This window comes from Dyadobacter sp. CY343, assembly GCF_021390335.1.
GTDB lineage: Bacteria > Bacteroidota > Bacteroidia > Cytophagales > Spirosomataceae > Dyadobacter.
In genome coordinates this window covers 373,285-385,515 of record NZ_JAJUXK010000004.1, presented here as the reverse complement: position 1 = coordinate 385,515, position 12,231 = coordinate 373,285, and the positions used below count along the sequence as shown (strand labels likewise).

The 12,231-nt window shown below is 45.2% G+C and carries 10 protein-coding genes and 1 riboswitch; of the genes, 4 read left to right on the top strand and 6 right to left on the bottom strand.

Features of this window, described 5'->3' with window-relative positions; genetic code table 11:
* Positions 1-61 precede the first annotated feature (61 nt).
* Positions 62-646 (bottom strand): glutathione peroxidase, encoded by a 585-nt coding sequence (locus tag LZG94_RS13485; RefSeq protein WP_233792393.1) that lies wholly within the window; start codon positions 644-646, stop codon positions 62-64.
* Positions 647-700: 54 nt separating this feature from the next.
* Complete coding sequence (gene argS / locus LZG94_RS13480; RefSeq protein WP_233792392.1) at positions 701-2,479, bottom strand: arginine--tRNA ligase; 1,779 nt, start codon at positions 2,477-2,479, stop codon at positions 701-703.
* A gap of 161 nt (positions 2,480-2,640) precedes the next feature.
* On the opposite strand from argS, the gene LZG94_RS13475 reads away from it, so the two are divergent.
* On the top strand, positions 2,641-4,191 hold the full coding sequence (locus LZG94_RS13475; protein WP_233792390.1) for a hypothetical protein: 1,551 nt from the start codon (positions 2,641-2,643) through the stop codon (positions 4,189-4,191).
* Here the strand turns inward: LZG94_RS13475 and pyrR are convergent, their stop codons facing one another.
* Positions 4,192-4,731 carry a bifunctional pyr operon transcriptional regulator/uracil phosphoribosyltransferase PyrR gene (pyrR, locus tag LZG94_RS13470; protein WP_233793120.1) on the bottom strand — a complete coding sequence of 180 codons (540 nt, stop codon included), beginning with the start codon at positions 4,729-4,731 and terminating at the stop codon, positions 4,192-4,194. It abuts the gene before it with no gap.
* A gap of 66 nt (positions 4,732-4,797) precedes the next feature.
* Between pyrR and pth the strand changes: the two genes are divergently transcribed.
* Positions 4,798-5,358, top strand: coding sequence for an aminoacyl-tRNA hydrolase (gene pth / locus LZG94_RS13465; RefSeq protein ID WP_233792389.1), 561 nt, complete (start codon positions 4,798-4,800; stop codon positions 5,356-5,358).
* Between the two features lie 575 nt (positions 5,359-5,933).
* Here the strand turns inward: pth and LZG94_RS13460 are convergent.
* Positions 5,934-7,322 (bottom strand): OmpA family protein, encoded by a 1,389-nt coding sequence (locus LZG94_RS13460; RefSeq protein WP_233792388.1) that lies wholly within the window; start codon positions 7,320-7,322, stop codon positions 5,934-5,936.
* A gap of 73 nt (positions 7,323-7,395) precedes the next feature.
* On the opposite strand from LZG94_RS13460, the gene LZG94_RS13455 reads away from it, so the two are divergent.
* Entirely contained in the window at positions 7,396-8,280 is an 885-nt protein-coding gene (locus tag LZG94_RS13455; protein ID WP_233792387.1) for a DMT family transporter, read from the top strand.
* Here LZG94_RS13455 and LZG94_RS13450 read toward each other — a convergent pair.
* Both LZG94_RS13450 and treA read right to left on the bottom strand, forming a co-directional pair.
* Positions 8,277-9,068: a PhzF family phenazine biosynthesis protein gene (locus LZG94_RS13450; protein WP_233792386.1), complete on the bottom strand. Its 792-nt coding sequence runs from the start codon at positions 9,066-9,068 to the stop codon at positions 8,277-8,279. The two genes, LZG94_RS13455 and LZG94_RS13450, sit on opposite strands and share 4 nt — an antisense overlap.
* A 122-nt stretch (positions 9,069-9,190) precedes the next feature.
* Positions 9,191-10,738, bottom strand: coding sequence for an alpha,alpha-trehalase TreA (gene treA, locus LZG94_RS13445; RefSeq protein ID WP_233792385.1), 1,548 nt, complete (start codon positions 10,736-10,738; stop codon positions 9,191-9,193).
* Between the two features lie 232 nt (positions 10,739-10,970).
* Positions 10,971-11,079: riboswitch (SAM riboswitch) on the top strand.
* 87 nt (positions 11,080-11,166) lie between these two features.
* Here treA and metX point away from each other — a divergent pair.
* Positions 11,167-12,219, top strand: coding sequence for a homoserine O-acetyltransferase (gene metX / locus LZG94_RS13440; protein WP_233792384.1), 1,053 nt, complete (start codon positions 11,167-11,169; stop codon positions 12,217-12,219).
* Positions 12,220-12,231 lie beyond the last annotated feature (12 nt).

Sequence of the window (12,231 nt, the reverse complement as noted above, 5' to 3'; positions counted from 1 at the left end):
TGATTTGGAAGGGCAATGTAGGCTGCCAGTGTAGTAACTGGCAGCCCGGCAATATGTACTATTAAATTCCAACTGATTTTAAAAACTCAGGGTCGGTTGGTAGCACTTTTGAAGCAAAGAAATTGGTCAGTTCGCCTTTCTCGTTGATCACATATTTACAGAAATTCCAGGTAGGAACTTTGTCGTTCCAGCCGTTTAAATCTTTGGTGCTTAACCATTTGTAAATAGGAGCCTGGTCGTCGCCTACTACTGAAACTTTTTCGAACATCGGGAAAGTTACACCGTAAGTGGCCGAGCAGAATGTCGCGATTTCTTCGCTCGTACCGGGCTCTTGTCCACCGAAATTATTAGCAGGGAAACCTAAAACCACCACTTTGTCCCCGTGATCCTTATTGAATTTTTCCCAATCCGCATATTGTTTGGTATAACCGCATTTGGAAGCCACGTTCAGGATCACTACTTTTTTTCCTTTATACTTACTTAAATCAACCGTTTTGCCGCCTACAAGCGATTTTACTTTAAAATCATAAAGCGATTGTTTGGCAACCGGCGCGTTTTCAGGTCTCGCAGCAGTCTCACTTTTGTCGGCAAACAAGCCGGTTATCAGGGATGTAATCATAATCAGGATCGACTTTAACACGCTCATTTTAGTTATGGTTATGGTTTATACAAATCTAGCAATAAACACAATGGATTAGTCCTACATTCTTTCGGGAACCTCTATGCCCATTAACCCCAAAGCTTTACGAATTGTTTCAGATACGACCTTAGATAATGCAACCCTGAAACGCGTCGCCTCCGGGTTGGGATCAGAGAATATCGAAACCTCAGCGTAAAACTGGTTATAGACCTTCGCAAGCTCAAATGCATACTGGGAAATGAGCGAAGGAGCAAACTCGCTGGCGGCGGCACTTACCTTTGAAGGATACAAGGAAAGCGAAAATATCAACTCACGCTCAGCGGGATGCAACTTGTAAGCGTCTCCCGGAATTACGGCAGCGATCTCAGCCTGTTCCGCTTTTCGGATAATCGAGCGGATACGTGCGTAAGTGTATTGGATAAATGGCCCTGTATGCCCCTGGAAATCAATTGATTCGAGCGGGTTAAAAAGCATTCTCTTCTTGGGGTCTACCTTTAAAAGGAAGTATTTCAACGCGCCCATTGCCAGCTGATTGTAAAGCTGCTTCGCTTCGGCGCTGTCAAAGTCGTCGATCTTACCCAGTTCCTGCGTGCGGTCTGCGGCAGTCTGGATCATTTCTGCGATCAGATCATCGGCGTCGACAACGGTGCCCTCGCGTGATTTCATTTTGCCGGAAGGCAGATCGACCATTCCGTAGCTGATGTGGTAGCAGCCTTCCGAGTAAGTGCGGCCGAGCCTTTTAAGTATTGCAAAAAGTACTTTGAAATGGTAATCCTGCTCATTTCCTACTACCCACAAATAGCGGTCGTTGTGAAAATCCTTATTTTTTAATTCAGTTGTGCCTAAATCTTGGGTAATATATACAGAAGTACCGTCGCCGCGCAGTACCAGTTTTTCATCCAGACCTTCCTCTACCAGACTGATCCACACCGAATTATCTTCTTTCCGGTAGAAAACGCCTTTTTGCAGACCTTCTTCAATAATATCTTTTCCCAGCAGGTAAGTATCTGATTCGTAATAAGTTTTATCAAAAGAAACGTTGATCTTTTTATAAGTTTCCCCAAAACCCTGGTACACCCATCTATTCATTTTCTGCCAAAGTGCGATCGTGTCGGCGTCGCCCTGTTCCCAGAGTAGGAGGAGTTTTTGAGCTTCCAGAATCCAGGGAGCCTTTTTTGCGGCTTCTTCCTCCTTCATTCCCTGCTCTACAAGTTCCTTGATCTGCTTTTTGTATTCCTGATCGAACTTCACGTAATACTTGCCCGCCAGGTGGTCACCCTTAATGCCGCTGCTTTGAGGCGTTTCGCCATTTCCCAGCTCGCGATATGCTAGCATGGATTTGCAGATATGAATACCCCGGTCATTGACCAGACACGTTTTAACAATATCATAGCCACTGGCTTTCAGTATCTTAGACAAAGAATCGCCAAGGAAATTGTTTCTTAAATGCCCCAGGTGCAGGGGTTTATTGGTATTTGGCGAAGAAAATTCCACCATTACCGACTGTCCGTTCGAGGGCGCTGTGCCGTAGTCGGGGTGGCTGCTCATTTGGCTGAACAAGTCCAGCCACGTCTGGTCTTTCAGGCTGATATTTAAAAAACCCTGAACTACATTGAAACTATCAACTACCGAAGAATTTTCAACCAGCTCAGTCCCAATAATCTGACCAATTTCCGCCGGTGCTTTGCGGGTGGTTTTGGTTAATGTAAAAGTTACAAATGTGTAAAAACCTTCAAATTCCTTTTTTGTGGGTTGTAAAATGATCTCTTCGGCGTCGATTTCGAAGTGCTTTTGGATCGCTTTTTTAATATCGCCTTTTAAAATTTCCTCAATTGTCATGGAAAATGGTGTAAGTCAGAACTGATCTCCCAAAAATGCGGATACATTTTCTGATGTTTTTATTTGAATGAAAATATTTCTAATATTAATAGTTATGTTATCTTTTTGATGCAAAATTAGGGTAAATATTGAAGCGAGTTACACCCCTGAAGGAAGAAGTTATGCCCAGGTTTCTGTTAAGTTGTTTTCGGGTAACTATTGTATGGCTACTTGTTTTGCTGCCTGCAATAGGAGCCTTGGCGCAGCTGCAACAGGCGGACAGGCTGGAAATACCCACCAGTTCTTCCGCTTCCGAACAATTTGAAATATTTAGTCTGGGAGAGCAGGGGATATTGTCTGTGATCAGGGGCGACGGATATTCCAGCATCAGGAACGAGCAGTGGCAATTTGTTCAATACGATACCACATTCAAAGTACGCTGGCGAGCTGCTTACAAGCTCGATTTCAGGTACATCCCGGTTATGGCCTACAAAGGTGCCGACGCCGGCTATTGGCTCTTCGCCGAGCCGGACAGCGACCGGTTTCTTTTTTTACAGCTCAATTTTAATGACGGATCTATCGACACTTTCAAGGGAAATCTGCTCTCAGGCGTCGATGTGCAGCAATTCAAGGTAATTGGCAGCAAAGCGCTTGTTTCGGGCTATTATAGGTCCAGGCCGGTTGTAATTATCCATTCCTTTTTTGACCATACCACCCGCGTACTTCCTGGTCTTTTTGAGAAAAATACCGAGTTAAATAATGTGGACATCAATGAGGTCGACGGCTACATTAATGTGATCACTTACGCTTATCGCAAGAAAAACTGTGTTTTTGAGATCAAAACATATAATTACGACGGCAAATTTCTGAAACGCACGACGCTCAGCGATTCACGTTACAGTTTTATCTCAGGGCAGATCGTCCCACTTAATCCCGACGATTCTTACCTGATCGGCAATTATTCTGTGGGTTGTACCCAGTACTCGCAGGGGCTGTATGTTACCCATATTGAAAACGATAAACCTGCTGAACCTCAGTTTATTGAATTTTCAGATCTGCAAAACTTTTTCAATTATATGAAGCCCAAGCGGCGACAGCGAATGCTTGATAAGATTGGAAAGAGAAAAAGTCTTGGAAAGGAAAATCGTTTCAGGTACCGCCTGCTGGTTCACGAGCTGATCCAGACAGAAAATGAGATCGTGCTGGTTGCAGAAGTGTATTATCCGAACCAGCGGTCCACAATTCCCGTGATATCGGGGGGAATTTCAAGACCCTATATTTCGCGGTCGCTCGAAGGTTACAGATACACGCACGCAATCGTGTGCGGGTTCGACAGGAGCGGTAAATTCATGTGGGATAACTGCATTACCATCAAGGATCTGACTAGTTTCGATTTACAGGAAATGGTGCAGGTAACTCCTGTTGACGATTATTTCGTGCTGGCATACCCGCAGGAAGGCGAAATTCACACGGAGGTGATCAATCGGGATAAGGTAGTTGTGGAAACCGAAAAGTTTAAGATCAACGCAAAATCAGAAAAAGACAAAGTGCTCAATAATGAGGACGGATACTTGTCTCCCTGGTACGGCCAGTATTTTCTCGCCTACGGAATGCAGCGCATCGGCAGCTCGTCGATCGGACAGGGTAGGGAAATATTTTATGTCAATAAGCTGACCTACAAAACAGAAGATATTGGTAAAGTAGGTTTAAAAAGCGACTCAGCGCCCAGATAATCAGTCTACAAGCCAGATGTGATCAGCTTCAAATCCCTGTTCCTTCCATTCAACCTGCACGCGCTGGCTTTCCACGGTACTCACCTTCATCCCTGCATAATCCGGGCCTATAGGAAGCTCTCTGTTGTAGCGGCGATCGATCAGTACCATTAATTCCACCGCTTTCGGGCGGCCAAATGCGGTCATTGCGTCAAGAGCTGCTCGCACCATTCGCCCGCTGGCGAGCACGTCGTCGATCAGAATTACTTTTTTTCCTTCGATTAGGAAAGGCACGTTCGTTTTATTAGGCACCAGCGGGGATTCGCGTCTCCTGAAATCATCCCGGTAAAAAGTTGCGTCCAGGTACCCCAACGGAATATGCTGGCCGGTCCGCTGGCGAAGTTCGGCGATGATACGCTCCGCAAAATAAATCCCCCTAGGCTGTAAGCCCATTACCGCCGAATTGGAAAAATCCTGGTGATTTTCAATTAATTGCTGGCACAACCGGCTGATCATGATTTCCAGCAAAGGGCTACTTAATATTAATCGTTTTTGGGGTATCATGAATTTTCCCTGAATTTTAGCCTAAATTAAGTGCTCTATCACGAAATCAAAAACTTTTGCCAAATGAAATATCTGATTGCCGGATTAGGAAATATTGGTCCGGAATATGCTTTTACCAGGCACAATGTCGGCTTTATGGTGTTGGACAGACTGGCTGCGCAGCATGATTTCAAGTTCAGTTTTGAGAAGCTCGCTTTTGTGGCAGAATGGAAATACAAAGGCCGGCAGATCTATTTTATCAAACCGACCACCTATATGAACCTCAGTGGAAAAGCGCTGAGATATTATATGGATCAATATAAAGTGAGCGCCGAAAACACGCTCGTGATCGTGGATGAGCTGCAATTGCCATTTGGTACACTACGGCTGAAACCGAAAGGCAGCCACGGCGGTCATAATGGATTAAAGAATATAGAAGAATTGCTGGCCACGTCCGAATATCCTCGTCTGCGCTTTGGGATAGGGAATAATTTTCCGCGAGGCAGGCAAGTAGATTATGTGTTAAAAGCTTTTTCCCCAGAGGAAATGGCAGAGTTGCCGATCTTTCTGGATACTGCCGGGGATATGGTTCTGGCTTTTTGTACTTTGGGTATACATTCAGCAATGAATAATTATAACCAATGATTGAACAATTTTAAGAAAATATAATTATTTCAAGACAGTCGAATATTCTGTAAAAGGCCGCTTGAATAAAATATTCTAAATTCTATTGCTGCGTAAATAGTATAATATTGGTAGTAATTGGACTTAAATAATATTAACTTCCAAATAAAATTCGGTCTGCGTCATCCGTGTAACTTTGTAATTTCAAAATTAACAGTGATATTTGTATCACCATTAGCGGAAATAAGAATTGAATTAAACCATGACGCTAATAAAAATTGTTTTATATTTGTGTAGATAAGACAATTAATCAGATCACCCTCTGTTTCAGTCAGATAGAGGAGGGAAATAAAAAGAAGTAATTGACTGATCCGGAAGATTTTGAGTTGTAGAGCTGGCAGTAGGTTAGAGACACATCGAAAAGCAACGATAAATCGTATACAAGGGAGTAATATTTATCTGATTATTACTTTAAACTATTACGCCGGTTAGCACGTTTATTTGGAAATTCGTCCTTCGGGACAAAAAATATTAAAGAAAAGAAAAGGTTAAGGGTTTAGGAATAGTCAGTATAAAGCCATCTCAATGAGGTGGCTTTATCTTTTTATAGGCTCAGCCCAGATTTCAACTCTCCGGTTCGATCTTTTTTCACTTTCTGACCGGTTCACTTTATTCGGCTGCGCCGATCCATATCCGCTTCCTTCAATGCGGTCGGCGGAGATACCTTTTCCCAGCAGATAGGCTTTAACAGTTTCTACTCGCTTGTTAGAGAGTTCGAGGTTCTTCTCAAAATTGCCGGTATTGTCCGTATGTCCTTTGAGCAATATCTTCAATCCCGCATTTTTCTGAAAATATGCTACCATCGCGTCCAGTTCGCTCATTGAGTTCCCTTCCACTTCCTCAGTACTTTGCGTAAAATAAAGCGTAGTGAGTGGAGCTGAATAGGTTTCCGGCGCCAGGCTGATCAGTGATTTGATCTCTTCGTACCGATTGTTGGTTTTGACAGCAATGCTTTTGGATTGGAAACCATCGGCCCGCGCCGAAATTTTATAGGACTGGTAAGGAGTTAATTCGAAATTATAAACGCCCTGCACGCTCTTGGTCTGCGCCACCAGCGAATCGTTATCTGATTTTCGGACCATTACTTCGGCATCATTTACCGGAGCAAGATCGCGCCCATCATATACTCTGCCGGTCACGAGTGCCAAATTTTTGTTTCTGCCAGGCTCCTGTCTGGCGGGTTCTTCCACCTTTGGCTCCGGCTTTTTCTCTTCGGCAACGGGCTCCTTAAAATTCTTGGCAATCGTTTGATAGCTCCTCCGCACGAAAACCGGCGTCATTACCCGATCATAAACGCGGATCAGGGCAATAGAGCCGCCGCTGGCTTCGTAGCCAGCTACCAGATCATCCTGGAAAAGGTTCAGGACCTGATCGTTATCAAGCATTCCTTCGGTGCCGGGATCTTTAAATTCAAGTTTGGATTGTCCATTGATGTACATCTTGATCACCTTCGTTTCGAAGTCCCGCGAATACACATAATGTACATATTGGTTCGCTCGCACAGGCGCTTTTTCACCTATTGCATAGTCGTAGAAATTGAGCTTCCCGTCGTAGATATAGCTTCCGTAGTCGCTTTTTCTGTTCTTGAAATCAAGCACGCGTTTCCAGCTGTCGAGCTCATTCATTTTGAAATAGATCTCAACCGTAAAGCTCTTGCTAAGAAAACCTTTGGCTTCCGTATTGTTGAATTGCAGGCCGCTATTGCTTTCAAACTGATAAGTAGTGCGGTTGAGATAGTCGGAGCCCGGGATTTTTTCTTTGATATATTGCCCCGGTTGTCCAAGCACTTTAAGGGCCGGCCCGCCGCTCTCGATGGGGTTCAGGCCATTGTTAAAATCGTAGGTCCATTGGTTTTGGGAAAATGCAGGTATGCTCGCGATTGACAAAAGAATAGCCAGGAACAATACATTTTTTTGAATTCGCATGCCCAAAAATATGAAAAGTGCAGGCGGAAGCCGAAATGCATCACGTATTTTTGGCGCGTAATCTCCTTTGTGTGTGAAAAATATTGGTATTGGTATTCTGTTTTCCATTTTGTGGTCCTCTGCTTCCGTCGCGACAAAGTTCGGTGTACAGTCAGCTCCTCCGTTAATATTGGCAAACGTCCGGTTTTTTATCGCCGGAATCCTGCTGCTGACTTTTTCCTATTTATTTACCAAAAATCCTTCCTACCGATTGCCAAACCGAAATGAATGGTTGCAACTGGCGCTTTTCGGTTTTCTGAATACAACGCTGTACCTGGGCCTCTACGTGTACGCCATGAAATATACTGCCGCCGGAATAGGCAGTCTTGCAGTTTCGACCAACCCGCTGATCATCGTACTGTTGTCGTCGTGGTGGCTGAAAAGGCGGCCGCAAGCAGAAGAGTGGCTGGGGATTGCATTAGGAATGGCGGGGATCGGTATTGCAACGTATCCGCTCCTTGGCGATAGTTACACGACCGTGGAGGGAATTACGATATTGTTAATCAGCATGATAGCGGTCTCAGCGGCCAGTGTTTATTATGCTTCGCTCAAATGGGAGCTTCCTAATTTGCTGATCAACGGCTGGCAGGTATTCCTGGGTGGCGTGTTTTTACTTCCCGCTACATTCCTGTTCAGTGATTTTTCAGAAACCCGGCTCGACAGTACTTTCTGGGGCTCCGTGTTATGGCTGAGCCTGGCAGTATCTATCGTCGGGCTAATTTGCTGGTTCTATTTGTTGCGACTTGACGCTGTGAAAGCGTCGCTCTGGTTATTCCTGTGTCCGCTTTTCGGCTTTTTCTTTGCGTGGTGGCTTATGGGAGAGCCAGTTACCGTTTACACGGTACTAGGCACATTCTTCGTTTTGGCCGGGTTGTATGCAGGTCAGCGCGTGAAATTGTCGCAAGAAAGCAAAGCTTAATCTTCAATCAGAATCTCGCCTTTAAGGTAGAGTTTGGCCTGACCGCCAATATATACCCTGTCTCCGTCAAGCTCACATTTCAGGAAGCCGCCGCGTTTAGATATTTGTTTGGCGGTAAGTGTATTTTTAGAAAGCCTTTCAGCCCAATAAGGAATAAGGGTAGTATGCGCAGAGCCGGTCACCGGATCTTCATCAATGCCCGATTGCGGCGCAAAAAACCGGGACACGAAATCGACATCGTTCCCTGAAGCTGTGATGATAATACCTCTCGCAGGGATCGTAGAGAGCACAATGATATCAAGTTCCAGGTTTTGAACCACTTCCTCTGATTCTACTACAACCAGATAATCGGTTTTTCCTTTGTAGACTTCCATCAGCGTGGTGGTATTGAGACTTTCCACCAGCGCAGGCGGTGGAACCGCTACGTGATACAAATCCACCGGGAAATTGAGCGTAAGCCAGTCTTCCTTACAATCAACCCGGAGCTCTCCGCTTCGTGACTCGAATACGATCGACTTGCCTTCGTAGTTCTGAATATTGAATATCACATATGCAGCCGCTAATGTAGCATGCCCGCAAAGATCAACTTCCACGGTAGGTGTAAACCATCTGATATGAAATCCTGACTCGGTGGGAATATAGAATGCAGTTTCAGCCAGGTTGTTTTCTGCGGCGATATTGAGCATGGTTTCGTCCGGCAGCCAGTAGTCCAGCGGGACGATTGCAGCAGGGTTTCCTCCAAAGAGTTTATCAGTAAAAGCGTCAATTTGATACAGAAAAAGTTTCATGTAATATCGGTCGGTTAACAATACAAGGTATTAAAAATAATCTCTACTGCCCGAATGTGCCGCAGGAAATTTTTAACATTATTTATAAGAATGGTATAAAATTTTGTCGAAATACATTTACACTATCTTTTCCTGTTTTTCATTCGGAGGTATACACCGTTTGTCCAGCCGAAGCCTTCCTGAATCTCATATTCACCCCCGCCGGCAATCAGATTTGTGTCTGAAACGTTATATTTTTCGAGCATTTTACCCGAGTGCCTGAACTCCTTCTCTATCAGGCCAAGCCACTCAGCCGACAGTTCATTGGCGGTCCGGTGAAAGTTATAATTTCTTAGACCCTTATATGCGATCCATTGCAGCGGAGCCCAGCCATTTGGTGCGTCCCACTGTTGTCCCGATTTTACCGTGGTGGTCAGCAGCCCGCCCGATTTCAAAAAATTAAGCCTAATATATGCCCTCACGTAGTGCGAATTGGGTTTTGGAGCCAATTTAAAAAACAAAGGAAAGGTACCGGCAAGAGTAATGGCCTTCTTGAATTGTTGTTTTTTAAAATCGTAATCCATGTAATAATTTTTGGCAGGGTCCCAGAAGTAAAGCTGGATCGCCATTCTCCGCTGGGCTGCTTTGTCCAGATAAACGCCGTGCAAAGTCATATCTCCCGCGAGCAGGTATGCTTCTGAAAGCGTTTGTTCCAGATGGTACATCAGGCAGTTCAGGTCTACCGGCAGGATATCAGTGGTATGGATCGTGGCGAAATCTTTCTCATCCTCAAACCAGCGGCTGCTAAAATCCCAGCCCGACTCCGCCGCAGCGCGGATATGCCGGTAGAGTTCCTCGCGGGAAGCGCCGTGTTTTTCATTCGCATGGTCAGCAAGTTCCACGTCTTCCCGGTACGATTCCGGTCTGGGTGTCGCTTTATCATCCCAATACCGGTTCAATTTCATTCCATCGGGCAAATGCACCAATCTTCGGTGGGCGCTGAAAGGCTCCCCCGAATTTCCCGGCTCCATCCAGTAATCGTATTCTTTCTGCATTTGGGGCAAATACTTTTTCAGTATTTTCTTGCCTTCCATATCACTGAACAGCCTGACCATCAGTGAGAAAAACGGAGGCTGTGAACGTGTGAGATAATACGTGCGGTTGGCGGTGGGAATATAGCCGAAACTGTCGATGAGATATGCGAAATTGTCGATCATGCTTTGTACCAGATCAGTTCGTCCGTTCTCTTTCAGTCCAAGCAGCGTAAAATAGCTGTCCCAATAGTAAATCTCCCTGAAACGTCCGCCGGGTACCACATAAGCGTGCGGAAGTGGGATCAGCGAACCGCCGCGTTCCTGGCTTTCCGGCTGTCTGGTCAATACCGGCCAAAGCTTTTTGACATGCTCGGAAACCGACATTGTTTTATCAGCCTTGAAAGTGGAAGCAATGTGCGTGGGCATCCTGAAACACCGTCTTACAAATTCCTCTATATCAAAACCTTCTGAATGTCTTTCGTGGTGATAACGTTCAATGATCAGCATAGGATCTTCGAGGGGAATGGCGTCCGCGAAGGTTTTTGAATCCGTGAAAATATGACTGTTCTGGACATCCTTAAAAAAGGAACCGTAAAGCTCCTCGGGCGAAATATGTGATTGTCCGTAAGTGTAAGAGGGGGCAATAAATCCGTACAAAAGAACTGGTTTTAAAGGGTTATTATGCCAATAGCAGGCCGGTTGCATTTACTTTAAGCCCTGACAGTTTTTCAATTGTTTTCAAAAAGCAACGACCGAATATACCCTTTTGTTCCGACAGGCCTGATAAATGTCCTGATGCTGGGAAAGAGAATTTCCTACTTTGTTTGCATTTTCAGGCATCCCCGCTTAATATTGTACCATCAAGTCAATTGCTCCACTTTAAGCGATTGATTTATAAAGAAGAGGCGAGAGAATGGGCTCAACGAACCTCTGGCAACCTGCTACCATCATGGAGAAAGGTGCTAATTCCCACCTAATTTTATTAGGAGATATAAAATCAATTCGCGTGTACTTACTGTTAGAAATTTCCGTAAGCCGAATGGCTTTAATCTCCACATTTTGTATCTAAATGTGCTTTGGCACCTATGCAGTCGGAACAAAAAACATTCAAGCATCCCTATCCCTATTCCCTCGAAATGGGCGGAGAGCTCGCTGGTTTTGAGCTATCATATACCACTTACGGAACTATTGACCCGGACAAAAACAATATCATCTGGATCTGCCACGCACTTACCGGCAGCTCCAATGCGGCTGAATGGTGGGATGGGCTGGTAGGAGAGGGGAAATACTTTGATCCGGCGAAGCACTTTATTGTTTGTGTAAATGTGCTGGGTTCTGCGTATGGATCTACCGGTCCTTTGTCGGTCAATCCAAAAACAGGAACACCATATTACCGCGACTTTCCCGTAATTACTGTTCGTGATGTAGTCGGGGCGATGGATTTGCTGCGCCAGGAAATGGGGATAAGAAGGATAAAAATCTGCATTGGCGGCTCGTTGGGTGGCCAGCAGGCTTTGGAATGGGCGGTAGAAGTGCCCGATTTATTTGAAGAACTGGTATTGATCGCCTCCAATGCATTGCATTCGCCGTGGGGAATCGCATTCAACGAATCCCAGAGAATGGCGATCCAGGCCGACCCTACTTTTGACGATAACCACCCGGAAGCTGGCGCAATGGGCATGCGGGCGGCGCGCTCGATTGCATTGCTTTCTTACCGTAATTACGATACCTACAATTTTACGCAAGCCAGGGATAACCCCGATCAGATCGACGATTTCCGCGCTTCTTCTTACCAGCAATATCAGGGGGATAAGTTTGTAAAACGCTTCAATGCGTATTCCTACTGGGTACTTTCCAAGATCATGGATTCGCACAATGTAGGCAGGAACCGGGGCGGGATTGTGCACGCTTTGGGTTTGGTAAAAGCCAAAACGCTGGTATTAGGGATCAAATCCGATCTACTGTTCCCGCTGTCGGAGCAGCAATTTCTGGCAAGACATATTCCTGATGCTGTTTTTCAGGAGATCGATTCACTATACGGACACGATGGGTTTTTGATTGAATACAAGCAATTGACCCAGGTGATCAGAGTTTGGCAGGAAACGAATGGGCAGTTGGAAATGGCTAAGATCGGATAACCTTTTCCAACT